Source organism: Engelhardtia mirabilis, from assembly GCF_007748095.1.
Lineage (GTDB): Bacteria > Planctomycetota > UBA1135 > UBA1135.
This window is the reverse complement of record NZ_CP036287.1, coordinates 2,989,307-3,013,853: the sequence shown is the minus strand read 5'-3', so window position 1 is coordinate 3,013,853 and position 24,547 is coordinate 2,989,307. Positions and strand designations below refer to the sequence as shown.

The following is a 24,547-nucleotide window of genomic DNA, read 5'->3' as shown; positions in this document are numbered from 1 at the left end:
GACGAGGCGGCGGGGGGTCCGGCCGAAATGACGCTGATCCTGGCCCTGTGCGAGCAGCGCCGGATGCTCGGATCCGACCCCGAGCCGGTGGCGGCGCTCCTGATCTCAGCGTGGGATCGAATCTCGACCACCAACTTCACCCCTTGGCCCACTGGCTCGGCCGCGAGTCCGCCGCGCCCCTGGACCAGGGCGGACGGCTCCCAGCCCCAGTGGGTCGTCCAGGGCCTCGTGGTCCGCGGCGCCATCGGAGGGTCGCGCGACGCGAGCCCCGAGCGGGCCCTGGAACTGTTCCGGTCCGCTGCCCTCGGCGTCGCCTGGCGCGGCGACCAGGAGCGCGCAGTGGAGCTCGTGAACGCCATGTGGCGCATCGCGGACACCTACCGCTGGCCCAGCCACGACCGGGCGCGTCTGCTCAGCGTGCTCGCCCACCTGCCCGCGCCCCCGGTCGAGGTGCTCGAAGCCCGGGTGCGTGCGGCGATCGACGCCGGCAAGCTGAGACTGGCCGACGGCGCCGACGTCCTGGCCGCCGTGGGACTGGACCCCGAGGCCTTCGTGGCCGGCTACCGCAGCGACCCGCTCCTGGGGACTCTCGCGCGCCAGCTCGAGTTCGACGGTCTGCCCGCCGGCGAGCGCATCGAGCTCCTGCGCGTGCGCCTGGCGGAGGGAGATACGGACGTGCGCGAGCAGCTCTTCGGACTGCTGGTCGGAGAAGGCCGCATCGATGAAACGGCTGACCTGGCCCTCGACCTGGCCGCCACGATGCCGGACGAGGTCGGCTGGATCGGCGAGATGCTGGCCCAGTCGACCGAGGACCGCTCCATCGCCGCCGCGGACCGCTTCCTGGGACAGTGGGTCGAATCCGTCGACCCGACGAACGACCTGATGGTGGACTTCATCCAGGACTTCGAGGCCACGGACCTCCCGCTGCTCGCGCGCCACGTGGATCGGGCCCTCGAGCGGACCTTCGACGCCGGGGACGGGGCCTTCGACGCCCTGCGGCGACGCTCGGCCGTGGCCGCGTCCCTCGATCGCATGGGCCGCATCGGAGGCCTCTCGCCCCTGTCGATGCGCGCCCTACGACGCATCTGCGACGATCCCCTGGACGAGGCCGAGTGGGAGCACGCCGTCAGCGCGGCCCTTCGGAGCGGCGACTGGAAGCTGGCTCGCCGGGCCACCGATCGCCTGCACGCCAGGGCTTCGGTCGCGGATCAGACCGAGCTCGACCTGGAGGACATCGAGCTCGCCAAGGACCAGTTGGCGGACGGTAAGCTGCCCTGGTTCGTGGAGCTTGACTGAGCGCGAATCGCGGCCCGGGCGGGCCTCCATGGCTGACGCTCGGGCCAAGCGCCTGCGGCTGAGAGTTCGCCTGTCGCGGCGATGCCGCGCGCCCGCGGGGCTCGGGAGCGGCGTCTGCGCTTGCCTGGCGGGCGGCCGAGCCCGCACCATGCGCGGATGACTCAGACCCAGGCGAACCCGAGCGGTCCCATCGACGTGAGCGGCGCGTCCGAGGGCGGCGTGACCTTCGTCGATCGCGAGCTCGAGGCGCTGCTCGGCACCGCGCTGCGCAGCGCCGAGGGCTCGCCGCCGATCGAGGTCCGCCAGATCCAGCCGGCCAGCCTCGACCTGCGCCTGGGCGGGCGCGTCACCAACCTGCGCTGTGGCTTCTTGCCCGAGCGCTCCGACCTCGAGTCGCGCCTGGCGGAGCTGACCATCCACGAGGAGGAGCTCAGCGGCGACGGCGCGATCCTCAAGCGCGGGCAGGTCTACCTGATCCCGCTCGCGGAGTACCTCGACCTTCCCCCGGGCGTGGTCGCGCGCTTCAACCCGCGCAGCTCCAGCGGACGCTGTGACCTGTTCTGCCGGGTGCTGGTTCCCGGGCATCCACGCTTCGACGAGACGCCCCCGGGCTACCGCGGCCCCCTGTGGCTCGAAGTGGTTCCGCTCTCGTTCCCCGTGCGCTTGCGTCGCGGCGACCGACTCGTGCAGCTGCGTCTGCAGGACGGCCCCTGCGCGTTGACCGAGGAGGAGCTGCGCGCGGTCTATCGCGAGACGCCCCTGGCCTTCGACGGAGACCGCGCCCTGCCCGAGGAGGAAGTCCGCTTCACCGAGGACGGCTCCCTGGAACTGCGGATCGGCCTCACCGGCCGCAAGCCCTGCGGCTGGCGCGCCGCCCTGCACACGGCCGTGGTCGACTTCGCCTCCGACGGCGTCCACGACCGCTTCGACTTCTGGGAGTCGGTCTACTCCCGCGGCAGTGGCGGCGCTTGCATCCTCGACCCCGGGCGCTTCTACATCTTCGCCAGCCGCGAACGGATCGTGATCCCGCCTCACCTGGCGGCCGAGATGCTGCCGGTGGACGTGGGCGTGGGCGAGCTGCGCAACAACTACGCGGGATTCTTCGACAACGGCTTCGGCTGGCGCGAGGACGAGCACGGCCGCGCCCTGGGCTGCGGCACCCCGGCGGTGCTCGAGGTCCGGGCCCACGACGTGCCCTTCCTCCTGGAGGACGGTCAGGTCTTCTTCCGCCTGCGCTTCTTCCGCGCCAGCGGGCGGCCGCGCAACCTCTACGGCCACGGGCGTCCGGGTCCCAGCTATGGGGATCAAGACCTGACCCTGGCGCGGCCGTTCCGCGCCTGACCCGCATCCGGCGCCGAGGCTGCCGAGCCTCCGGGTCGATCGCGCCGATCCGCAGAGCCAATCGACGGGATTTCCGAGGTTCCGGTCAACAACGAGCTGTCCGCGGCGTTGGCCTCGGGGGATTCCGTGCGTCTACTAGACCTCGGGGATGGGTAGCAGGGGACGGAGCCCGAGCGGGCTCCAACGACCCACCCCAAGTGCCTGGGAGAGACAGGCCCTTTCGAGAACCTTCCACCCGGAGACGACAGACCGTGGCTCGATCCGACTCGCTCGCCCTGATTGCCCCCGCGTGCCTGCTCATCGGTGGGCTCGGCGGCGCGCTCCTGACCAGCCAACTGGGTTTCCCCACCGCTGCCACCCAGGCCGCGTCCAACGCACCCGCGCCTGTCGCTCGGCCCGATGGCGTGGATCGCAACGCAAACCTGGCCCGACCGACCGCTGCGGCCGCCTTCCCTCAGGCCAGCGCCCCACGGCCTGACGAAGCTCCCGAGCCCGCGACCCGGCGGGAGTTCGGGGCAGCCTCGGAAGAAGCGAGCGGCGAGACCGAGAAGCCGCTCGCGAGCGCCGAGGAACTCGGCCGAGCGGATTCCCTCGTCGCGGAGCTCACGGCGATCCTGCGTTCGGGTCGGATCGAGCAGGCGCTCGCCACCGACCAGTCCAAGGTCGTCGACCGCTTGATCGATCTCTATCTCGAGGTGGGCGACGCGGGGGCGGCCTACGGCCTGCTCGGGCGGGTCGAGACCCGCCCCGGCAACTGGAACTTCGTCGCCGAGGCGCTGCGGCGAGCCGGTCGGACCGACCTGGCCGACGAGGCCCTGGCCCAGGCGATTCGACTCGCCCTGGCCGGCGACAGCACTGGCGGCGAAATGCCGGGGAACCTGTGGCAGATCTTCCAGCGCTACCAGAACGACACCGACGCCTGGCTCGACGAGCTACGCGCTTCGAGTCCCGACGTCGCCGCGGACATTCTCCAGCAGCAGGCGAGCAACGGCGAGTTGGACTCGGGCATGCGGATCGACTTGATCCAGAGCCTGCGCGAGTCGGGGCGCGTGGAGGAGGCCTTGGCCGAGGTCGAGTCCCTCTTGGCCGAGGGCCAAGTGAACGTCGCCGCCATCCAGGAGCTGCGCGAGTTGAACCCGGAGCGCGCCGAGGAGCTGCTGAACAGCCTGATGTCCAGCAACCCCTCCGCGGAGATCGAGCTCGAGTACTTCCGCGTGTTGAACTCGAGCGGACGCTCGGAGGAGGCCCTCGCGCTGATCCTCGACCGCGCGGCTGGCGGCACACTGCCCGCCCATCTCCTGCGTGAAGCGATGCGGACCATGGACGCCGACTTGGTCGGCGAGCAGGTCGACGCCTGGGCCGCGAACGCGCCCGACAACGTCACGGTCCAGACGGAGATCGCCCAGTTCTACACGCGCGCAGGCAACTACGAGGCCGCCGCCGACGCCTACTTGAGCATCTACGACGTCGCCGCGTCGGGCAACGGTGGGAACGTCCCACTGATCCCCGAGGGCGTGGCCCAGGCGGCCCAGGGCGCCTTTGTCTCGCGGCTCGACCGCATGACGACCTTCGCGGGCACCGACGACGAGTACTGGGGTGATATCGCCGACTCCTACTGGCGCCTGGGTCAATTCCAGGCCGCCGAGTCCTGCTGGCGGCGAGCCAACGAGATCGACCCTGGCGACGGTGAGTGGACCAACAAGATCTCTGCCGTCGAGAACGGAACCGACCCCCTTTGAAGAGCAATTCCATGAGCAATGGCGCCAAGCAGTCCACCCTCGTCGCCGCGGTCGCAGGAGTCGTGGGGTTGGCCCTCGGCTGGATCGGCAACGCGGCCCTCGGGTCCGACGTGGCCGTCGCCAGCGAGGAGTCCGGTGACTCCGTCACCCGGGCGGCCGCGGCCCCTGGCAGCCACGCTGACGAGGCCCCCGGCGCCGATTCCGATCTCGTCGCCGCGCAGAGTGCGGCGCGGCCGCAGGCGCCGGTCCCGAACGCCCGCACCGCCGTCGCGCCGTCCGCCGATGGGAGCCCAGTGAGTATCCCGACGGGTGGCGACGAGGAGGGGGCGCTCTACGACAAGCTGACCGCACTGCTCACCTCCGGGCGCCTCGAGGCCTACTTCGCGGAGAGCGATGCCTCGGCCAAAAGCTTCCTCTTCACCCAGTACCTCAACATGGGTGACCTGGACGCTGCCCACGAGGTGCTCGAGGCCTTCGGGGGCCTCTCGGGCGAGTGGAATCGCTTGGCGGCCAAGTTCCAAGGCTCCGGTCGCACCGCCGAGGCCGTGGCGGCCTGGACCCGGTCGTTCGACATCTTGATGGGTGACGGCAACGGCGATCAGCCGAACAGCCGCTGGCAGCGCCGGGAGATCCCCGGGATCATCCAGAACATCGCCGGGATCGACCCCGCCGCCGCCGCGGTGCTGGCCGAGCAGTTCTTCTCCGGCGAGGAGGTCGGCGACGGCCTGCAACTGGCCCGGCACCTGATCACCGCCGGCCGCGAGGCGGAGGCGCGGGCGCTCTTGGCGCCCATGCTCGAGCACCCGATCGATCGAGTCGAGGCCCTGCGGGTGCTGGCCGACCTGGATCCGGACGCGGCCGAGGCGATCCTCGCCGACGCCTGGGCCAACGAGGCCGATCCGGTTCTGGGTGCCCAGCTCGCCTCGCTGTTGATCCAAGAGGGCCGTCCGGAGGAGGCCATCGAGATGGTCGACGAGTTGCTGGCCACGGACGCCCCCGGCGTGCACGGGATGCTGCAGCAAGTGATCGAGGGCCTGCCGATCGAGCAGGTGGCTCTGCGTATGGACGATTGGATCGATCGGGCCAACCTCTCGCTGGCCGACGATTCATCGATCGAGCTCTTGTCCAGCGCGATCGACCTGTACACCGAGGCCGGGCGACCCGAACGGGCCGCGGGTCTGCACGTGCGGTTGCTCGACGCGATCGGCGAGGGCAACGCACAGATGGGCTGGCTTCCCCAGCTCGACCGCGAGACGGCACTCGCCAACGCTGGCATCCTCGAGCCCGCGCTCCACAACGCAGAACGCGGCGCCCGCAGCAACGACGAGGTTTGGGGCGACCTGGCCGATCACTACTGGATGATCGGTCGCCAGGAGGACGCCCGACGTTGCTGGGAGCGGGCCCGCGCCATCGACCCGGGCGACGGCGAGTGGAGCGGCAAGCTGCGCGCGATCCACGACGGCACCGACCCGCTCTGACACACGCGACCGCCGTCCGCGCGCGGAGCCGGCGCTGCGCCGACCAAGTGCGCTCCAGGACGCTCGGCCTCCCCGGAGCCGCGCCGTTCACCCACCAGGGCCCGCGGCGGAGCCCCGAATGGACACCGGGAGCCCCGAATGGACACCGGGAGCCCCGAACGGGGACCGGGAGCGCTCCCCTGGCTGGGGTGCACTCCCGGAGTCAATCCGTGATCGGCGCGGGACAGGCGCGTGGACTGATGGGCCGCGGCTCGGAAGCCGGCCGCGTGGAAAGCAGCCGAGCCTCCCAGTCCGATGGGGCCGAGCGCTAGCTCAGAAGGCGCCGTGGCGCGCGCGCTGGCGCTTGTTGGTCTTACGACCGCCCTTGGTGCGCTGGCGGCTCAGGAAGCCGGTGGTCTTCGCGTGCTTGGCGCGGCTCTTGCGGATCTTGATCTTCATCGTGGGGACCTGTCTCGGAGACTTCGGGGGCAAGAGACTATCCATGGCAGGTTCCCGAGTCGAGCCCCCCGGCCCCAGGACTCGGGCCGCCGGGAGCCGGCTGGCGACCGGATCGGGGTCCGGGCGGCGCTCAGGACGAGTCCCGACGCTCAGGCGTCGAGGCCCAGGACCCGCGCGTCGGCGGCCCGCAGCGCGCCGCAGCGGGTGCGCAGCTCGTCGCGTCCGAGGCCGTGGCCGGGGACCAGGACCCGCAGCTCGGCCTGCCAGTCGGCCCCCGCAAGGCGCTCGGGGAAGCATCGCTCGAGCACTTCCAGGGCCACGGCGACCGCCGTGGACGCCCCCGGCGAAGCGCCCAGGAGGGCCGCGAGCGAGCCGTCGGCGCAGGCCACCAGCTCGGTCCCGAACTCCAGCACGCCCCCGCGACCGGGCTCGTCCTTGATGACCTGGACTCGCTGCCCGGCCACGACCAGCTCCCAGTCCGCGTCCCGCGCCGCGGGGTAGAACTCGCGCAGGGCCTCCACGCGCTCCTCCCGCGACTCCAGGACCTGCCCCAGCAGGTAGCCCATCAGCCCGACGTTGTCGGCGCCGGCCTCGAGCATCGGCAGCAGGTTGCCCAGGTCCACCGAGCGCGGCAGGTCGAGCAGCGAGCCCCGCTTGAGGAAGCGAGTGCTGAACCCGGCATAGGGTCCGAACAAGAGCTCGCGGTGGCCGTCGATCACGCGCGTGTCCAGGTGCGGCATCGACATCGGCGGCGAGCCCTCCACCGGGCGACCGTAGACCTTGGCCCGATGGCGCGCAGACACCTGCGGGTTGTTGCACCGCAGCCACTGACCGCTGACCGGGAAGCCGCCGTAGCCCTCGGCCTCGGGAATCTCCGAGCGCTCGAGCAGGCGCAGGGCGCCGCCCCCCGCGCCGATGAAGACGAAGCGCGCCCGCACGATGCGGTCCTCGCCCGAGCGCCTGTCGCGCACCTTCAATCGCCAGAGGCCGTCGTCCTTGCGGACGAGGTCGCGAACCTCCTGCTCCAGGCCGAGGGAGACCGTCGACGAGCTCGCAAGGGACTCGAACAGCCGCTTGGTCAGGGCACCGAAGTCCACGTCGGTGCCCGCGTCCATGCGTGTCGCGGCCAGGACTTCGTCGCCCTCGCGCCCCTCGAACATCAGGGGCAGCCAATCGGCCAGGACCCTGCGGTCGTCGCAGAATTGCAGGCCCGCGAAGAGCGGCGAGTGGGACAGGGCCTCGCAGCGGCGATGCAGGAAGTCGACGCCCTCCGCCCCCACCACGAAGCTCATGTGGGGCACTGAGTGCAGGAAGCGGCGCGGGTCACCCAGGACGCCGGACTCGACCATCGAGGCCCAGAAGTGGCGGCTGAGCTCGAACTGCGCCGCGACCTTCTCGGCCTTGGAGATATCGATCGTGCCGTCCGCACGCTCGGGGGTGTAGTTGAGCTCGCAGAAGGCCGAGTGGCCGGTGCCTGCGTTGTTCCAGGCCGACGAGCTCTCAGTCGCCACCTGGTCGAGGCGCTCGAGCACGACCATCGACAAACCGGGCTCCAGGCGTCGCAGGATCGCGCCGAGGGTCGCGCTCATGATCCCGGCGCCGACCAGCGCCACGTCGACCACCGGATGACCGCCCGCTGGAGAGGAACTCATTGCCAGAGCTTAGCGCTCGCGGCCGGCCGATCGGCCGACCTCAAGCCTCGCGGGGACCGACCATCTGCTCGGGGATCACCGCAGCGTCGAAGTCGGCGCCGCTCATCAGCCCCAGGGCCTCGGCCGACTCGCGCAGGGTCAGGCCTTCCTTGTAGGCGTGCTTGGCGATCTTGGCGGCATTGTCGTAGCCCACGTGACGGTTGAGCGCCGTGACCAACATCAGGCTCTTACGCATCAGCTCGTCCACGCGCGCCGCGTCCAGCTCCATGCCGTCCACGCAGTTGGTGCGGAAGGAGTCGCAGGCGTCCGACAGCAGCCGGATCGACTGCAACACGTTGTGGATCATCACCGGCTTGAAGACGTTGAGCTCGAAGTTGCCCTGACTGCCGGCAAAGCCCACCGCTGCGTCATTGCCGAAGACCTGGGTGCAGACCATGGTCAGAGCCTCGCACTGGGTCGGGTTGACCTTGCCGGGCATGATCGACGAGCCCGGCTCGTTGGCCGGCAGGCGCAGCTCGCCGATACCGCAGCGCGGCCCCGAACCGAGCCAACGCACGTCGTTGGCGATCTTCATCAGGGCCATCGCGACCTGCCGCAGCGAACCCGAGAGGCCCACCAGGGCGTCGTGGGCCGCGAGGGCCGAGAACTTGTTCGGCGCCGTGACGAAGGGCAGCCCCGTCGCTTCGGCGATGCGCTCGGCCACCAGCCCCGCGTAGCGCGGGTGGGTGTTCAGGCCCGTGCCCACGGCCGTGCCGCCCAGGGCTAGCTCGTAGACGCCGGGCAGCATCGCCCGCAGGGCGCGGATTCCGTCGCGCAGCTGCTGGGCCCAACCGGACACCTCCTGCCCGACGGTGAGCGGCGTGGCGTCCTGCAAGTGGGTGCGACCGATCTTGACCACCTGGTTCCACTCCCGCGCCTTGCCGTCGAAGGCGCCAGCGAGCGCTTCGAGGGCCGGTAGGAGCTGGCCACCCACCTGCTCCGCCGCCGCCACGTGCATGGCAGTCGGGAAGACGTCGTTCGACGACTGGGAGCGGTTGCAGTGGTCGTTGGGGTGGATCGGAGTCTTGGACCCCAACTCGCCCCCGAGGATCTGGATCGCCCGGTTGGCGATCACCTCGTTGGCGTTCATGTTGGTCTGGGTGCCCGAGCCGGTTTGCCACACGACCAGCGGGAAGTGTTCGTCCCACTTGCCGTCGACGACCTCCTGGGCCGCCTGCATGAGCACGTCGCGCTGCCCGGCGTCGAGGGAGTCCAGCTCCCCCAACTCGGCGTTGGCCCGCGCCGCGCAGAGCTTGACCAGGCCCAGGGCGCGGATGAACGCGCGCGGGAAGGTCTGCCCGCCGATCTTGAAGTTCTGCCGCGAGCGCTCGGTCTGAGCGCCCCAGAGGCGGTCGCCGTCGACTTGGATCGGTCCGATGGAGTCGGTCTCGGTACGGGTGGTCACGTGAGCTTGGGCTGGGGGGGGTCTGGGACGGGTTCGCAGGACGCGCGGTCGGACGCGGCTACAAGAGGCCGAGGCCGCGCAGGGCGTCGAGGTCGTCCTCGATCGTGCCGGCAGTCTTCTGCATGGCGATGCGCGCCTCGGTGTCGAGGGGTAGCTCGACGATACGCTCGACGCCGCGCGCGCCGAGGATCGCGGGTACGCCCATGTAGATCCCCTCGAGGCCGTACTCGCCGTTCAGCAGGCAGGCGCAGGGCAACAGGCGTCGCTCGTCATTGAGGATCGAGGCGGCCATGGCAACGGCGGCGGCGGCCGGCGCGAAGAAGGCGCTGCCGGTGCCGAGCAGCTTGACGATCTCGGCGCCGCCGTGGCGCGTGCGATCGCTCAGCTCGTCCAACTCCGCCGGCGAGATCAGGTCGAGGGCCGGAACCCCCGAGACCGAGCAGCGCTTCGGCAGGGGCACCATCGAATCGCCGTGGGCACCCATCACCATCGCGTCCACGTCGACCACACCGGTGCCGGTGGCCTCGGCGATGAAGTACCGCAGGCGCGCGGAGTCGAGCACCCCGGCCATGCCCGTGACCTGACGCGCCGGAAAGCCCAGGGCGTGGCGGCACAGGTGCACCATCGTGTCGAGCGGGTTGGTGACCACGATCACGTGGGCCGCGGGGCTCAGTCGGCGCACGTACTCGGCCACGGCGATCATCACACGGCCGTTGACCTCGAGCAGGTCGGAACGGCTCATGCCCGGTTGACGCGGCTTGCCGGCGGTGACGATCACCAGGTCCGAGTCGGCCGTGGCCTGGGGGTCGTCGGTGCCGGACACGCGCGTGCCCCAGCCCTCGATCGCCGCCGCCTGGCTCAGGTCCAGGGCAATGCCCCGGGCCCGACTGCCGTTGACGTCGATCAACACGACCTCGGAGGCCAACTCGAGCTGGGCGGCGCGATGGGCGCAGGACATGCCTACGAAGCCTGCGCCGACGACGGTGATCTTGCGTTGGGTGACTGCTTGCATGGGTCCTCGGGCCGGACAGGTTAGCCGCTTTGCCGGCTGGCCCCGAGTCCGGATCGGCGCCTGGTTCAGCCCCGGCGGTCGAGCGCCCGGCGCACCACGGTCCCCAGGGCGTCGGCCAGGCGCCGGTGTCCCAGGGGCGTCAGGTGCAGGCCGTCCAGGAACAGCGCCTCGGGACCGTCGGGCAGGCGCTGGAAGAGGGCGTCCGCGTCCAGGAAGTCGATCCGCAGGTACTCGACCCGCTCGCGCAGGACCCGGTCGTACTCGGCCAGGACCGGGGAGCTCTCCAGCACCTCGGCCCGACGCGGCATGGCAACGACCACGACGGCCGTGCCCTCGGCGCGCAGCTCCCCCACCAGCTTCGCGAGCAGCTCGCCAAAGCGCTGCGGGGTCACCCGGCGGGCGCCGGTGAAGCTCGGCTGGCCGCGGTCCAACCAGGCGCGGTTCTCCCGCTCCTGGCCCTCGAGCCACTGGCGCACCAACTCTTCCCGCCCGCCCTGACGGCGGTCCGAGATCCAACCGATCAGGTGCATCACGCGCAGGCCGTCGCGCAGCCGGCCGCGCCACTGCTCCCAGCGCGAGAACTCCTCGCGCACGCGCTCACGGTGCAGCTCGTCGCTTCCGGAGGGGCTGGGAAAGTGCTCGTTCACGCCGTTGAGGGCCACGATCGCGAGGTCGGGGCGCAGGGGCTTCACGTCCCGTCGATAGCGCTCGAGGATCTGGAAGATCGAATGCCCCACGACGCCGCTGAGCAGCACGTCGGTCGAGCGCCCGTCGGCGGCGAAGCTCTGCGCCACGCGGCTGGCGAAGATCTCGGGCCACTCGACCCCGTAGCCGAAGCTCGTCGAGGAGCCCAGTGAAGCCACGCGCAGGTGGGACGGCCCGCGCTCACCGGGCAGGGGCCCGCGCATGCCCAACCCGTTGACCAGCTCGAGCGCGGGATCCGACCCCTCGTCGATGCGCGCGCCCGGCCGCAGGCTCCACATGGTCTCCAGGTCGACCCGATGCAGGCTGTCGTCGCGTTGCATCTGCGCGTCGACCTCGGCCTTGAAGATCAACAGGGGCGGCTTCAGTTCCGGGTAGTCGAAGTCCGCCAACCGCAAGCCGACCTCGAGCAGCGACAGCAGGGCAATGGCCGCAACAGGCGCCATCCACCAGCGCTTGAGAATCGACCTGTGCGCGCTGTCGGCACCGGCGGCGGAGGACGGTCGGCGAGTCACGCCCACCAGTCTGCCCACCGAAGATGGGCCGTGACAGGGGGCCGGGCGATCCCCCATCGCGATCGCGCTCGGCCGGTCCGATCAGGATCGCCGCCGGGGTGGAATCGCCCCCCGTGTGGAATCGACGCCCGCGGCCGGCTCACTGCCCGAGGGTCGGATCGACACTGCGCACTCGCTCCGGATCAGGGCGCGTCGAGCTCTTCGACCCCTGCGCGCTCCCACCAATCGCGCCAGGCCTCGACCTTGCGGGCGCGGTCGGACTCCGAAGCCGCCGGGTCGAAGCGCATCGAGCGACCGGTCAACTCGCGCAGGGCCACCACAGCCGCTTCACGTACCGCGGACTCTGGATCCTCCAAGGTGTCGATCAGGGCCGGCACGGCGATCGGGTTGCCGAGTTCCGACAGGGCCCGCGCGACGCTCATGCGAACCACCAGGTCGGGGTCGTCGAGCAGCGGCAGCAGGGGTTCGGCGGCCCCCGCGTCACCCGAGCGGGAGAGTTGGTCGACGGCGTCCCAGCGCACCATCGCATCGGGCGAGCTCAATCCGGCGAGGGCAGTCGACCAACTGGGCGCCACGCCCTCCGTCGCCGCCGGCACACTCTGACCGATCTGCACCGGAGCCAGGGCGAGCCCCTCGAGAGCATCGATCACCGCCCCGCCGAGCAGTTCGACGTCGCCACGCAAGCGCGCCAGGCTGGTCTCGATCCGGGCCAGTCGCTCAGAGCTGTCATCGCTGCGCGAGGTGCGAAGCTCGGCGACCTCTGCACTCAGGGCGGAAAGCTGTCCCTGCCAGGCCGCGGCCAACTCCTCCACCCGCACGCGCCCCGCGCCGGATTCTGCGCGCAGGCTGGCCAACTCGCCGAGCATGCGTTGGCGCAGGTCCTCGCCGCGCTGGTCGAAGTCCGCCAGGCCGGCGGAAACACCCCCGATGGTCGCGGCCAGGCGCGCCTGGTCCTCGGTCATGGAACGCTGGATCCGGGCCTCGCTGACCTCGGCGCGCTGGAAGGCCATCCAACCCAGGGCGGTCGCCACGACGATGGCCGCCGCGGCCATCCACTCAGCGCCCGAAGAACGTGCCTGGGCGGCGCGGCCCGCGGCGCGGGGCTCCTGGGAACTGGAGGCCACGGCCACGTGCCCCTCGCGGAGTACCGCGCGGCCCTCGTCGAAGTGGACCTGGGCGACCGATTCGTTGCAGATGTCGCAGAAGCGAATGTCCATGGGGCGTTCGGGGACAGGGGCCGGCGGCGGGAACGAATACCCTAGTCCCCCGCTGCCCCGTCGGTACACCTCCGCTGGGCGCTCCCGGTCCGACGGGTACCCGACCCTGCCCTCGGCCCCCCCGTCTTCCTAGGATGACGCGACCCCCACGCCCGGGGCCAACCGATGGACCCCGACAAGCCGCAACCCATGGAGCTGCCCGATTCGCTCCGAGAGCGGCTGGACGCCTACGGGGATGAGTTCGTCGCCGATTTCCTCGGCCGCTACGTCGACCGGGCCCCGGACCCCGACAACGTCGAGGTCCTGATCGAGTTGGGGCACCTGTTGACCAAGCTGGGCCGCTACGAGCAAGGCTTGGTGGTCGACCAGCGCCTGGCCGACCTGCTCCCCGACGAGCCCACGGTGCACTACAACTTGGCCTGCTCCCTGGCCCTGACCGGGGCGCGCGACGAGGCTCTTGCGACCCTCGAGCACTGCCTGGAGATCGGCTACGACGACGCCGACTTCATGCTCGCCGACGACGACCTGGCGTGCTTGCGGGACGATCCGCGCTTCCGGAACTTGGTCGATCGACTGCGGGCCTGACGGACGCCGCGCTGCTCAGGCCACGAGACCGGTCCCGGTCCAGCGAGGCTCAACCGCGGGTCTTGAGCGGGTCGCCGGTGAACCGCAGCCACCAGCGCTCCCAGCGATCCACGGCCAACTGGCGCGCGGTCTCGTCGGCCTTCGGGTCGAAGCCGAAGCTCTCGTTGGTCGACTCCTGCAGGGCCTGGGCGCACAGAGCGCGGGTCAAGAGGCGCTTGTCGCTGAGGCCTGCGATCAACTCCGGCACTTCGCCCCAGTCGCCCAGCCGCAGCAGAGTGCGGGCGCGCTCGAGGCGCAGGTCCAAGCCGCGCTGCTCCTTGTCGAAGGGCACCGCGCGGATGTGCGACACCAGGCGTCGGTCGCCCGTCGCCCCCAGCGCCGACAGGGCCGAGGCCGCCACGTCGTCGCGCGGATCGGCCAGGAGCTCGAGCAGGATCTCGTAGGCCGGCTCGCCGAGCGAGGCGAACCAACGGATCTGCTCCATGCGCTCGATGCCGCGGGTCCAGGGCAGTCGCTCCGCTTCGTCGCGGATCTGCGCTTCCATGACCGCCGACGGGGCCACCCAGAAGCCCTTGGGCGATCCTTCCTTGACCTCGGCGGTCGATGAGCAGGCGGCAAGGGCGATGGCGCAGAGGGCGGTCGTGATTCGACGGCGCATGGTTCCAGTGGGGTCGGCGGGACGGCGGTCGGTGTTGGCGATGGTGCCTGGGCCGATCATCGGCGCGGTCGCGCCGGGAGCTTGATCCCCCGCAGTGCCAGCAGCCGGGCCAGTCCTCCCAGCGATGCCACCGCCACCGCCCACAGGGCCGCCGCACGCCAGACCCGCTGGGGCCCGCGCTGGGCCGAATCGGGGCTACCCCCCTCCCTCGGGACCGGTAGGACAAGGGGCCGGGCCCGCTCGAACTCGTCTGGCAGAGGGCGCGGAATCGACAGGACCCGGGCGCCGCCGAGATCCAGGTGCAGTTCCAGATCCGCGACTGATCGCAGGGCGACGGAGCGTCGATCGAAGTTCGTCGGGGGCCAGGGGGCGCGACGTTCGTCGACGCGCAGCAGGGGCGCGGGGGCGTCGAACCTCAGGCTCCATTCCTGGCCCTCCACCGGGTCGCGCAGGCGCCCGGTCAGGCTCGGCCGAGCGTCGGCGGGTAGGTCGCGCAGCACCAGCCAATCGCCCTCGACCACCGCCCGCGGTCCACCGCCGCCCGGCCGCGCGCAGAGCCAGGTGATCAAGGGCCAGAGGGCAGAGGGGCCCCGCGCCAGGGCCGGGGCCCAATCGGCCTGGGGCAGGGTCGCCAGGCTGGCAACGCGGCCCAACCCCACCCGGCCCAGACCCAGGGCGGGTTCCCCCCGCGGTCCGGCCCAGGCCAGCTCGCAACCGCGTGCCAGCTCAGCCCGAACCAGCAGCTCGACCGGCGGAGGCTCGCTGGCGGCATCGAGAGCCTGCGCCACGAGCCCGGAGTCCGGCGCCGCCGCCCGCTCGAGACCGAAGGGCCCGCGCACCAGGTCCTCGTCCGCCACCGCGCGCACCACCAGGGTCGCCAGGTCGGCGGCATCGGCCACGCGCGACAGGTACTCGGGGCGCGCGACCAGGGGTGCGAGGGTGCTCAGGTCCGCGCGCGGACCGACGGCCAGGGCGCGTAGGTCGGTGTCAGTCGACGCGAAGGTCGAGCGCAGCTCGGCGCGACGCTCCCGCTCGTGGACCGGACCGCCCGCCTCACGGCCGTCGGTCAACAGCAAGACGAGCATGGCCCGCTCGTGGTCGACGCGGCGTTCTGCGGCGAGCTGCTCGATGGAGGCCAGGAGCGCCGTCGGACCACTGGCCGCGCGGGCCCCCACCAGGCGCTCGGCCACGGCGGCGCGGCCGCGACCGCTCTCGTCCTCGAGCACCACGTTGGGCTGCAGGACGCTGGTGAAGAAGCGCAGCAGCAGGCGGTCGTCCGCCGGCGCCGCACCGGCCAGGTCCACGGCCGCCCGTTCGACCTGCTCGAAAGGCTCACCCGCCATGGAGCCCGATCCATCCACCAACAGGAGCACGTCGCGCGGCGGCCGCGAGGGCCGACTGGAGCGCAGCGCCATGATCGACTCGAGGGCCTCGGCGCCCGCCACGCGGTCCGGGTTGCGGTGGTTCCAGCCCATCATCCGCAGGAACCCGGCGCCGCCCTCGACCGCGGCGACGAGCGCCTCGCTCGGCAGGTCGGCCAGGGGCAGGTCGAAGGTGCAGACCGCATCCAAGAGGGGTAAGGCACGCACCAGGTCCGCCGCTTCCACCTCGATCACCTGCACACCCGGTGGTCCCCCGCCGCGACGGAAGAAGTCGAGGGCCTGGGCCCTGCGATCCGCGCTCGACACCAGGCCCAGCACCCGCAGACCGTCGGCGCGCACCGCCGCCCGCGCCGAGTCGTTGGGCGGCAGGGGATCGGGGGCCGCCTCGCCGGCCAGGGCCGCGCTGGCGAGGACCTCGGTGTGGCCGGCGCGGGCCGGACCCAGGTCCACCGTCACGCGAAAGGGCCCCGCGATGGGCGGCGCGTCGACCTCGGCCCGCGCGGTGCGGTTGCCTTCGGCGTCGTCGATCTCGAAGTCCAACACCAGCGCTGTGGGCGAAGTCGGCGGCGGTCGCAGCTCGATCTCGAGCGAGGCCGCCAGGGGTTGGCCCACGCTCGGGTCCACGGGCAGTCGCAGCTTCCACAGGGCCACGTCGACCCGCTCGGCGGCGGGCACGTCGACGCGCTCGAAGCCGTTCCCCGCGCCGGCCGCGATGCGGGTCAGGAGCGCCTGGGCGCCCGCGCGCCCGCGATCGCCGTCGCCGATCACGACGAAGCTGCTGTCGACGGGCACGTAGGGTTCGAAGCTGAGCAGGGCGGCCTGCAGTCCGGCGGCCAGGTCGGTGGCATCGCGACGAAGGCCGACCGCCCGGGGGTCGAGGGGCGCGCCGCTCTCGCCGCGCAGGTCCGCGAGGAACTGGGCCGGGGTCCGGGATTGCTCGAGCACCTGGGCCCCGTCGGCGTAGGCCACCAGAGTCAGCAGTTGCTGGGCGCTCCTGGCCGCCTCAGCCTGGCGCGCAAGCTCCTCGCGGATCCAGGGCAGCCACGACGGCCGCGGTCGCACCACGCTATCGGAGATGTCGACCAACACCACCCGCTGGTTCGCGAGGCTTTCGCCCTCGACGCGCCAAGTGGGCCAGGCCAGGGCCGCCGTCGCCGCCGCGACGACTGCGGCCAGCCAGAGCAACGGCACCGGGCCGCGGCCCTGGGTCAACGGGCGCGCTCCGCCGTCTGAGATGCGGCCGTCTGGGATGCGGCCGTCTGGGATGCGGCCGTCTGGGATGCGGCCGACGGGCCGGTGCGTGCGGCGTCGGCCGCGGCCACTTCGCCGACCTGGCTGCCCTCCCAACGGGTCGCGCTCTCGATCCAGCCGCCGCCCACCAGGCGATCGCCCAGATAGAAGGCCGCGCCCTGGCCGGGGGTGACGGCCATGGGTGGATCGTCAAAGGTCACCACGGCCCGGTCCGCTTCGAACTCGATCCGCGCCGGGGTGCCGCCGTGGTGGTAGCGGATCTGCACGTCGGCGTGCAGCACGCCGTCGGCGGGTCGATCGATGCCGATCAGGTTGACGTCCTCGACCACCATCTGGGTCGAGCGGCACTCCTCGGCCCCGCCCAACACGACGGTACCCGTGGCCGCGATCAGTTCGACCACGTACAGGGCCTCGACCGAACCGCCGACCCCGTGGCCGCGGCGTTGGCCGATGGTGAAGTTCTCGATCCCGTCGTGCTCGCGCAGCACGCGACCAGCGGTGTCGACGATGACTCCCGGCGTGAGCTCGACGCCCTTCTCGGCCAGGAGCTTGCGGTAGTCGTTGGAGGGCACGAAGCAGATCTCCTGGCTGTCGCGCTTGGCGGCGGTGCGCAGGCCGGCTCGCGCGGCCAGGTCGCGCACAGCCGGCTTCTCGAGGTCCCCCAGCGGCAAGCGTGTGCGCGCCAGGTGCGCTTCGGAAACGGCGAAGAGCTGGTAGCTCTGGTCCTTCTTGCGGTCCACGCCCCGACGCAGGTGCACGCGCCCGTCCACGATGGCCAATCGCGCGTAGTGTCCTGTTGCCACGCCCGCCGCGCCGAGCTCGTCGGCGAGCTCGAGTAGCCGATCGAACTTCAGGTCGCGATTGCACACGGCGCAGGGGTTCGGCGTGCGACCGCGTCGGTAGCTCTGGACGAAGTAGTCGATGATCTCCGCAAAGTCGCGCTTCAGATCCACCGCTTGGAAAGGAATCCCGAGTCCACCTGCAACCATGCGCGCATCCCGCGCGTCCGATGCGGAGCAGCAGGACTTCTTGGACGCCTCGCCCTCGGGGACCTTCACGCCGTTACGCATGAACAATCCGACCAACTCGTGCCCCGCCTCGCGCAGCATCCAAGCCACAACCGAGGAGTCGACGCCGCCGCTCATGGCGACCACGAGCCGCTCGGCCGGGTCGTAGACCCGCGCGTCGTAGACCACGGGAGCGGCGACAGGGCCGGTAACAGGGCCGGTAGCAGGGCCGGTAGCAGGGCCGGTAGCAGGGCCGGCGACAGTGCCGGCGACAGGGCCGGCGACAGGGCTGGCGGCGGGCCCCTTCATGGACCCAGTCACGGGCCCACTCGGCAGGGTCGAAGCCGCGGCTGGGTGCGTCGCAGCCGGACGTGCCGGGTCAGCGGCGGGATCGGAGGAACCGGACATGGATCGAGGAAACGCGGAGGAACCGATCTTGGGCGCTGGTCGGTCGGAATTCGACCCGACAGCAGAGCACAGCGCCGCGGAGGGGGCCAGGGCAGGGCGCTGCTCCCCCGCTGGCGAGACCGGCGATTGGCCCATGGGCGGTGAGCAGCTGGTCCCTCGCGAGGGCTACGCCCGCGGGGAGGCCGTTGGTAAGGTGCGCGGCTCGACCCGGCCCGACGAACCCCCATTCGACCCGACCGATGACGCTCCTGATCCAGGCCCAGACCCAGCTCGCCATCCTGATCGCGCCCCTCTTCCAGGAGGGAGTCGGCGGCGTCGGGGAGGGCGCGGCCGAGGGGACTGGCGCGGCGACTCCGACCCCCGGCGGCGGCCTGATGGGTTTCCTGCCCTTCCTGGCCATCGGGATGATCTTCTGGTTCCTCCTGCTGGGCCCCGAGCGCAAGCGTCAGAAGCAGCGCACGGCGATGCTGGCGCAGCTCAAGAAGGGCGATCGCGTGCTGACCACCTCAGGAATGTTCGCGAGCGTGGCCCAGATCCACGAACACGTGGTGACGCTGCAACTGGCGGACGGCGTGCGGGTCAAGGCGGCCCGCTGGGCGGTCCAGCAGGTGGTCGAGAACGAGGATCAGGCGGCGGGCGAGGTCACCGAACCCCGTCGCTGAGCGGGCGGGCCGCGCAGGGCGCCGGGCCGCGGGGTCCGGCGCCGAGTGGTCTCGAGCCGCGCGGTGCTGCGACGGGCGGCACCGGCCCGCACCGACCGAGGCCTCGCCCCATGGTGGCCCCGGGTCCGTTGGCCCTGCTCGTGCGCGGATTGGCCGTTCTCGCGCCTCGCTTGGCCCTGGGATTGGTCGAGCCAGCGCCCCACGACCTCGGCCGTCTGGGCGAGGCCCTGGCCGAGCGGACACTCACTCGGGCCGGCTGGAGCGTGGTCGGCCGCAGGCTCCGAACCGAGTTCGCCGAAGTCGATCTGCTCGCTCGCCGGGGCTCGGAGCTGCGGCTGGTGGAAGTCAAGACCCGCCGCTTCGACCGCGACGTGCCCCTCGAGCACCTCCCCTACCGTCCGCGGGAGTCGATCGGTCCACGCCAACGCGCGTCGCTGGAGCGGGCCGCCCGCTCCATCTCGTTGGCTGCGGGGCGCTGCCCCTGGCGGCTCACCGCCGCGGAGGTACTGGTCGCCGGACCGCGGCGACGGGTCACCATCCGCTTGACCGACCTGGCCCGTGGCCCGCGCGCGAGCGCCGCAGAGCCCGCCACGGGCCCCGACGCACTGCTCTATCCGTCACCCAGGCGGGTTTCATCTCCGGACCTCGATCGGTCGAACCGTTAGGATCGGACCCCGAACACCGCGGGCGGCGCGATGGCGCGGTCCCGCCCCACCGAAGGCCAGCCCCGGCGTGTCGTCCCCCCGATGCTGAACATCCTCAGGCACTACCTCCCCCTGCGGAAGGCGCTGCTGATCACCAGCGAGACGGTCTTCCTGACCCTCGTGGTGGCGCTCGGGATGACGGCCCACCTGCTCTTCGACCCCGATCAGGAGATGCTGCGCCGGGTGGCCATCGACCGCTACTCCCACGCGGACGCGGTGCTGCGCTGCCTCTTCGGCGCCTTCCAGGCGGCCCTGATCGGCCAGGGCGCCCTGGCGTTCAACGAGCTCTACGAGTTCCGGCGCTCGGCCGGCAGGGTCGAGCGCTTCGCGGGGTTCGTGGGATCGGCCGGCCTGGCCCTCTTGGCTGTGGTCAGCCTGGTCCTCTTGTGCAATTTCTGGCGCCTCGACTCGGTCCTCGACTTCCCCGGGTTGACCCTGTCCCAGACCGTCCAGGTACTGGTCTTCAGCCTCTCGGTCGGGTTCTTCGTGCTCTACCTCTGGCGGGCCCTGTTCCACCGCCTGATCACGATCTGGGGTTTCGAGGAGCGGGTGCTGGTCCTGGGCAGCGGTCGCGTGGCGCGCACCCTGGTCGAGGAACTCACCAGCCGCGACAGCTACCGCGTGGTCGGCGTGCTGCCGGACCCCGCGCCGTCGGAGCGACGCGACACGGACCACCTGGGAGGAGCCATGCGCTTCGGCGACCACGGTGGACCGGCGGGCCGCCAGCCGGCCGAGGTCACGCCGCTGGTCGAACGGCGCTCCCGCTCCAACGTCCAGGTGATGGCCAAGGCACAGACCGAGATCGGGCAGGAACGCTCGGCCCGCCCGCTGCCCATGCGGCCCGTGACCAAGCCCCAGCTCGACGACTCCGAGCTGCCCCTGGTGGGGACCCTGCCCGGGGAGAGTCTGCTGCAGCTCGCCCAGCGCCTGAACGCCGACGACATCGTGGTCTCGCTCGAGGACCGGCGCGGCACCATGCCGACCGAGGAGCTCCTGCGCTGCCGACTGGCCGGCCTGGTCGTCGAGGAGGGCGAGGCGATCTACGAACGCGTGACCGGCAAGATCGCGGTCGAGGCCATGCGGCCCTCGTACCTGATCTTCAACCGCGGCTTCGTCCAGCACCCGTTCAGCGAGATCGCCAAGCGCACCTTCGACATCGCCTGCGCCCTGTTCGGGATCCTCTTGACCTGGCCGCTGATGGCGATCACCGCCGTCCTGGTCAAGCTGGACTCGCCCGGTCCGGCCTTCTTCCGCCAGGAGCGCTCGGGTCGCTTCGGCCAGCCGATCGTGGTCAACAAGTTCCGCTCCATGCGGACCGACGCCGAAAAGGCCACCGGACCGGTCTGGGCCCAGGAGAACGATCCGCGCATCACGCGCGTGGGCCGTTTCATTCGCAAGACCCGCCTGGACGAGCTGCCGCAGCTCTTCAACGTCCTCGGCGGCTCCATGTCGATGGTCGGACCGCGCCCCGAGCGCCCGCACTTCATCGCCGAGCTCAGCCAGCAGATTCCGTACTACCACCAGCGCCACATCGTGAAGCCGGGGCTGACCGGTTGGGCGCAGATCAAGTACCCCTACGGGAACACGGTCGAGGACGCCCTGCAGAAGCTGCAGTACGACCTCTTCTACATCAAGTACCACTCGATCCCGTTCGACATCTCGATCTGCGTGCAGACCATCCGCACGGTGCTGCTGCGCAAGGGCACTTGAGCGAGCCGTGGTCCGCGGGCGCGGCGGTCGGCCCGGCCGTCGCGTTTTCGGGCTGGCTGCAGAGATGACTCCACTGAATCCGGCAGCGCCGGGATCGGACCTGCGGTTCAGACCCTGTGGACCGACCCCGGCTGTGCTATGGGACCGGGTGAGCGACACCCAAGAGCGGGGACCGGTGGCGGTGACAGGCGGGACCGGCTACATCGGCGGCAGGTTGGTGCCCCTCTTGTTGGCTGCCGGATTCCGCGTTCGCGCCCTCGGACGCAACCGCCGCAAGCTGGAGAATCGCCCCTGGTCCGACCACCCGCAGGTCGAGCTGGTCGAGGTCGATGCCTCCGACGAAGAAGCCCTGGCGCGGGCCCTCGAGGGCTGCGGCGCGGCCTACTACCTGATCCACTCGATGGTCGTCGCCGGCGCCGAGTACGCCGAGGCCGACTGCCGGCTGGCCCGCACCTTTGCGGTCGCCGCCGAGCGAGCCCGAATCGAGCGCATCGTGTACCTGGGCGGGCTGGGCGAGGTCGGCGACGACCTCTCCGCCCACCTGCGCTCGCGGCGCGAGGTCGAACGGCTCTTGCACGCCGGCTCCGTCCCGGTGACGGCCTTTCGCGCGGCCATGATCATCGGTTCGGCCTCCGCGTCGTTCGAGATCCTGCGCTACCTCGTCGAGCGCCTGCCGGTGATGCTCACGCCCCGCTGGGTGCGGACCGAGAGCCAGCCGATCGCCGTGCGCAACGTGCTGCACTACCTGGTGACCTGCCTGGACGAGCCGCGGACCGTGGATCGCACCTTCGACATCGGCGGCCCCGAGATCGTCAGCTACGCCGACCTGATCCAGACCATGGCGCGGGTGCGCGGCTTGCCGCCCCGGCGCTTGATCCCGATTCCCCTGCTGACGCCCAGGCTCAGCTCCCTGTGGCTGCATGTGGTGACTCCCGTCGATCGCCGCCTCGCGCGCCCCCTGACCGAGGGACTCCGAAACCGCGTGGTCTGCCGCGACGACGAAGCCCACCGCTTGATGCCCCAGCGCCTGCTCAGCGTCGAGCAGGCGATCGTCGCCGCGCTCGGCAAGCAGGCGGCGGCGGACGTGCAATCGAGTTGGAGCGACGCCGGCGTGATTCCGGGCGATCCCGACTGGGCCGGGGGGCGCGTGATGGTCGACCCCCGCTCGATCGAAGTCGACGCCCCGCCGGCGGCGGTGTTCCGCGCCATCTGTCGGGTGGGCGGTGGTCACGGTTGGTACGCCGGGGATTGGCTCTGGAGGCTGCGCGGCTGGATGGACAAACTCGTCGGTGGCCCAGGCCTGCGGCGCGGGCGACGCAACCCGACCCACGTCGGCTACGGGGACGCACTCGACTTCTGGCGGGTGACGGCCATCGAGCCCGACCGACGGCTGGAATTGACCGCGGAAATGAAGCTGCCCGGCGCGGCAAGCTTGACCTTCGATATCGACGAGAGCCCGAGCGGTGGTTGCACCCTGCGACAGACCGCCCGCTTTCGCCCGCGCGGCCTGGTCGGCTTGGCCTACTGGTACTCCGTGGTCCCGCTGCACGGCTTCGTGTTCGAGGGCATGCTGCGGAACATTCGCGACGCAGCCGAGCAAGATTCGAGCAGTCGCAAGGGCCCGTCACCCGCCCCCGGTCCCGGCACTCGACACAGCGCGCGGGCCTGAGGAAGCCCAATCGCCGACGTCGATGCCGGACGAGACCCCTGGTCGGGGTGCTCGCTCCTCGCACGACCGGTCGGGCAAATCGACGAGCGTTCGGATCCTGCGCGAGGGTCGACCCTGGAGGCACGCGTCGGCTTCCGAGTTGCGGCATCGCTCGCCGCGATCGCTCCTGGCCGCGGACTCGACCAGGCCTGGGGCATCCGGACTTCGCGCACTTCAGATCGTGCCGACGAGGTCGAGATACCCATCGTTTGGCTTTGGCCCGCGGCCTCCGCTCTGCAAACCTGCGCGGGCATGAAACTCGTCACCGTGATCTCGGTCCTGGCTGCCCTCCTCGCGGGCGCATTCGTGGCCCTTCAACCGGGCATCAACGGGCAACTCGCCGCGCGCCTGGGCACGCCCTTGCGCGCCGGGGTGATTTCGTTCGGCGTGGGCTGCTCGCTGCTGTGCCTGATCGCGCTCGTATCGGGTCACGGCCTTCCGCGGCCGAGCCAGCTCCATGGGGCGCCCCTCTGGCTCTATTTGGGCGGCGGCGCGGTGGGTGCGATGTTCGTGACGACCGCAATGATCGTCGCTCCGCGCATCGGCGCGACCTACTTCGTGGCGCTGATCTTCACCGGTCAGATGGCCGCATCCCTGGTGCTCGATCACTTCGGCTGGCTCGGTTTCCCGCGCTCCCCGGCAAACCTCGGTCGACTGCTCGGAGTCTGCCTGCTGATCGGCGGGCTGATGCTCGTGGCCCGGCCCGACTCGAGCAAGGGCGGGCGCACGACTCCGATCGAACCCGGCTCAGGCCAGCAGACCGATTAGCCGACGGGGCTGCAAACGCAAGGGCAGCCTGCGCTGAGTCGTATGCCGAGCCGCGACGGCGATCGCGTCAGGCGGACTCGCTCGCGCGTTCCAAGGGCTGGTCCATGACCCCAGCGCCTTCGATGCAGCGGGTGGACCCCTCGGGCAACTCGATCACATCGAGGGTGCCGAGCACGGGGACGAGCCGCGCCCTGTAGGTCGTGCCCAATTGCCGAGCGATCAACTCGCCCGCCCGCTCGAGGGCGGCGCAGCGCCCCCGGTCGGCACCGCGTGCCCCGGAAGGGCCGCAGCGCAACTCGATGCGACACAGTCCCTCGAAGCCCGGCACCGCGCGCAGGTGCACATTCGTGTAGCCCTGGGCGATTCGCGACTCGATCGAGACCGACAGAAACCGTCGGAGCAAGTCCAGGTCCACCCGGGCGACACAGCGAATCGGAAGGTCCGAGCAGATGGCGACGCGTTCACCGTGGGCGGCGCGGGCGTCGGCTGCCACCCCGTGTAGGGTCGGGCACAGGTCGACCACGGTGAGCGTCCCCGCACCGACCGACGCCAGGACGGCCAACTCCTCCAAGCGCAGGGCCACCCGGTCGAGCCGACCACAGAGGTCCCGCAGAACGCCGGTCGACGACTCCCCGAGGGCCCCGGCGAGATGCCCCAGGGCCAGCCGGATCGCGGTCGAGGGATCGCCCACGTCACGACGGAGCTTGGCTGAATCGGCGGCCAGCGCCTCGAGGGCGGCGCTCACGGCCCTCCTGGAGGTCTCGGGGCTCTGCATGGGTGGTCTCGTCCAGCGAATCTGGGGAGCCCTCCACTGGGCCCTCATCCCCAGGAACGTCAAATGCAAGTTCGACCGAGCACGAACTTCGCAAG

Annotated in this window: 20 protein-coding genes; 10 read left to right on the top strand and 10 right to left on the bottom strand. The window is 71.3% G+C overall.

Annotated elements, in window-relative coordinates:
• Nucleotides 1-27: 27 nt before the first annotated feature.
• From Pla133_RS11000 to Pla133_RS10985, 4 genes are all read left to right on the top strand, one after another.
• Nucleotides 28-1,296 carry a hypothetical protein gene (locus Pla133_RS11000; RefSeq protein WP_145065115.1) on the top strand — a complete coding sequence of 423 codons (1,269 nt, stop codon included), beginning with the start codon at nt 28-30 and terminating at the stop codon, nt 1,294-1,296.
• A 156-nt stretch (nt 1,297-1,452) separates the two neighbouring features.
• Nucleotides 1,453-2,637 (top strand): 2'-deoxycytidine 5'-triphosphate deaminase, encoded by a 1,185-nt coding sequence (locus Pla133_RS10995; RefSeq protein ID WP_419192366.1) that lies wholly within the window; start codon nt 1,453-1,455, stop codon nt 2,635-2,637.
• A 251-nt stretch (nt 2,638-2,888) separates the two neighbouring features.
• Entirely contained in the window at nt 2,889-4,376 is a 1,488-nt protein-coding gene (locus tag Pla133_RS10990; protein WP_145065111.1) for a hypothetical protein, read from the top strand.
• A gap of 11 nt (nt 4,377-4,387) precedes the next feature.
• Entirely contained in the window at nt 4,388-5,854 is a 1,467-nt protein-coding gene (locus Pla133_RS10985; RefSeq protein WP_145065109.1) for a tetratricopeptide repeat protein, read from the top strand.
• A 312-nt stretch (nt 5,855-6,166) separates the two neighbouring features.
• Here Pla133_RS10985 and Pla133_RS10980 read toward each other — a convergent pair whose 3' ends face one another.
• From Pla133_RS10980 to Pla133_RS10955, 6 genes are all read right to left on the bottom strand, one after another.
• The gene (locus Pla133_RS10980; protein ID WP_145065107.1) at nt 6,167-6,292 is read right to left on the bottom strand and encodes a 50S ribosomal protein L34; all 126 of its coding nucleotides are present in this window, start codon (nt 6,290-6,292) and stop codon (nt 6,167-6,169) included.
• A gap of 149 nt (nt 6,293-6,441) precedes the next feature.
• Nucleotides 6,442-7,944, bottom strand: a complete 1,503-nt coding sequence (gene mqo / locus Pla133_RS10975; RefSeq protein ID WP_145065105.1) for a malate dehydrogenase (quinone) — start codon at nt 7,942-7,944, stop codon at nt 6,442-6,444.
• A 40-nt stretch (nt 7,945-7,984) separates the two neighbouring features.
• Nucleotides 7,985-9,388: a class II fumarate hydratase gene (gene fumC / locus Pla133_RS10970; protein WP_145065103.1), complete on the bottom strand. Its 1,404-nt coding sequence runs from the start codon at nt 9,386-9,388 to the stop codon at nt 7,985-7,987.
• A 58-nt stretch (nt 9,389-9,446) separates the two neighbouring features.
• Complete coding sequence (gene mdh / locus Pla133_RS10965) at nt 9,447-10,400, bottom strand: malate dehydrogenase (protein ID WP_145065101.1); 954 nt, start codon at nt 10,398-10,400, stop codon at nt 9,447-9,449.
• A gap of 65 nt (nt 10,401-10,465) precedes the next feature.
• Nucleotides 10,466-11,617: an SGNH/GDSL hydrolase family protein gene (locus Pla133_RS10960; RefSeq protein WP_419192365.1), complete on the bottom strand. Its 1,152-nt coding sequence runs from the start codon at nt 11,615-11,617 to the stop codon at nt 10,466-10,468.
• 182 nt (nt 11,618-11,799) lie between these two features.
• A complete protein-coding gene (locus Pla133_RS10955) occupies nt 11,800-12,834 on the bottom strand; it encodes a HEAT repeat domain-containing protein (protein WP_145065097.1) in 1,035 nt (344 codons plus the stop codon).
• A 165-nt stretch (nt 12,835-12,999) separates the two neighbouring features.
• Here Pla133_RS10955 and Pla133_RS10950 point away from each other — a divergent pair, with 165 nt between their 5' ends.
• Nucleotides 13,000-13,419 carry a TPR end-of-group domain-containing protein gene (locus tag Pla133_RS10950; protein ID WP_145065095.1) on the top strand — a complete coding sequence of 140 codons (420 nt, stop codon included), beginning with the start codon at nt 13,000-13,002 and terminating at the stop codon, nt 13,417-13,419.
• 49 nt (nt 13,420-13,468) lie between these two features.
• On the opposite strand, the gene Pla133_RS10945 is transcribed toward Pla133_RS10950, so the two are convergent.
• From Pla133_RS10945 to mnmA, 3 genes are read right to left on the bottom strand one after another with little or no spacing between them, the layout of a single operon-like run.
• Complete coding sequence (locus Pla133_RS10945; RefSeq protein WP_145065093.1) at nt 13,469-14,077, bottom strand: HEAT repeat domain-containing protein; 609 nt, start codon at nt 14,075-14,077, stop codon at nt 13,469-13,471.
• 56 nt (nt 14,078-14,133) lie between these two features.
• Entirely contained in the window at nt 14,134-16,671 is a 2,538-nt protein-coding gene (locus Pla133_RS10940) for a vWA domain-containing protein (RefSeq protein ID WP_145065091.1), read from the bottom strand.
• Complete coding sequence (gene mnmA, locus Pla133_RS10935; RefSeq protein ID WP_419192364.1) at nt 16,668-17,906, bottom strand: tRNA 2-thiouridine(34) synthase MnmA; 1,239 nt, start codon at nt 17,904-17,906, stop codon at nt 16,668-16,670. The genes Pla133_RS10940 and mnmA overlap by 4 nt, the downstream gene beginning before the upstream one ends.
• A gap of 458 nt (nt 17,907-18,364) precedes the next feature.
• Here mnmA and yajC point away from each other — a divergent pair, with 458 nt between their 5' ends.
• From yajC to Pla133_RS10905, 5 genes are all read left to right on the top strand, one after another.
• Nucleotides 18,365-18,787: a preprotein translocase subunit YajC gene (gene yajC / locus Pla133_RS10925; RefSeq protein WP_145065084.1), complete on the top strand. Its 423-nt coding sequence runs from the start codon at nt 18,365-18,367 to the stop codon at nt 18,785-18,787.
• Nucleotides 18,788-18,897: 110 nt separating this feature from the next.
• Nucleotides 18,898-19,452, top strand: coding sequence for a YraN family protein (locus tag Pla133_RS10920; RefSeq protein WP_145065082.1), 555 nt, complete (start codon nt 18,898-18,900; stop codon nt 19,450-19,452).
• Nucleotides 19,453-19,533: 81 nt separating this feature from the next.
• The gene (locus Pla133_RS26185) at nt 19,534-21,201 is read left to right on the top strand and encodes a TIGR03013 family XrtA/PEP-CTERM system glycosyltransferase (RefSeq protein WP_419192363.1); all 1,668 of its coding nucleotides are present in this window, start codon (nt 19,534-19,536) and stop codon (nt 21,199-21,201) included.
• Between the two features lie 148 nt (nt 21,202-21,349).
• Entirely contained in the window at nt 21,350-22,870 is a 1,521-nt protein-coding gene (locus tag Pla133_RS10910) for an SDR family oxidoreductase (protein WP_145065080.1), read from the top strand.
• Nucleotides 22,871-23,161: 291 nt separating this feature from the next.
• Nucleotides 23,162-23,677 carry a DMT family transporter gene (locus Pla133_RS10905; protein ID WP_145065078.1) on the top strand — a complete coding sequence of 172 codons (516 nt, stop codon included), beginning with the start codon at nt 23,162-23,164 and terminating at the stop codon, nt 23,675-23,677.
• A gap of 67 nt (nt 23,678-23,744) precedes the next feature.
• Here Pla133_RS10905 and Pla133_RS10900 read toward each other — a convergent pair whose 3' ends face one another.
• Nucleotides 23,745-24,452, bottom strand: a complete 708-nt coding sequence (locus Pla133_RS10900) for a hypothetical protein (protein ID WP_145065075.1) — start codon at nt 24,450-24,452, stop codon at nt 23,745-23,747.
• Nucleotides 24,453-24,547: the final 95 nt, after the last annotated feature.

Coding starts and splice junctions, on each gene's coding strand:
- Pla133_RS10905 (WP_145065078.1), top strand. CDS start 23,162: ATGAAACTCGTCACCGTGATCTCGGTCCTGGCTGCCCTCCTCGCGGGC.
- Pla133_RS26185 (WP_419192363.1), top strand. CDS start 19,534: ATGCTGAACATCCTCAGGCACTACCTCCCCCTGCGGAAGGCGCTGCTG.
- mdh (WP_145065101.1), bottom strand. CDS start 10,400: ATGCAAGCAGTCACCCAACGCAAGATCACCGTCGTCGGCGCAGGCTTC.
- Pla133_RS10955 (WP_145065097.1), bottom strand. CDS start 12,834: ATGGACATTCGCTTCTGCGACATCTGCAACGAATCGGTCGCCCAGGTC.
- Pla133_RS10950 (WP_145065095.1), top strand. CDS start 13,000: ATGGACCCCGACAAGCCGCAACCCATGGAGCTGCCCGATTCGCTCCGA.
- Pla133_RS10945 (WP_145065093.1), bottom strand. CDS start 14,077: ATGCGCCGTCGAATCACGACCGCCCTCTGCGCCATCGCCCTTGCCGCC.
- mqo (WP_145065105.1), bottom strand. CDS start 7,944: ATGAGTTCCTCTCCAGCGGGCGGTCATCCGGTGGTCGACGTGGCGCTG.
- yajC (WP_145065084.1), top strand. CDS start 18,365: ATGACGCTCCTGATCCAGGCCCAGACCCAGCTCGCCATCCTGATCGCG.
- Pla133_RS10920 (WP_145065082.1), top strand. CDS start 18,898: ATGGTGGCCCCGGGTCCGTTGGCCCTGCTCGTGCGCGGATTGGCCGTT.
- Pla133_RS10995 (WP_419192366.1), top strand. CDS start 1,453: ATGACTCAGACCCAGGCGAACCCGAGCGGTCCCATCGACGTGAGCGGC.
- Pla133_RS10900 (WP_145065075.1), bottom strand. CDS start 24,452: ATGCAGAGCCCCGAGACCTCCAGGAGGGCCGTGAGCGCCGCCCTCGAG.
- Pla133_RS11000 (WP_145065115.1), top strand. CDS start 28: ATGACGCTGATCCTGGCCCTGTGCGAGCAGCGCCGGATGCTCGGATCC.
- Pla133_RS10980 (WP_145065107.1), bottom strand. CDS start 6,292: ATGAAGATCAAGATCCGCAAGAGCCGCGCCAAGCACGCGAAGACCACC.
- Pla133_RS10985 (WP_145065109.1), top strand. CDS start 4,388: ATGAGCAATGGCGCCAAGCAGTCCACCCTCGTCGCCGCGGTCGCAGGA.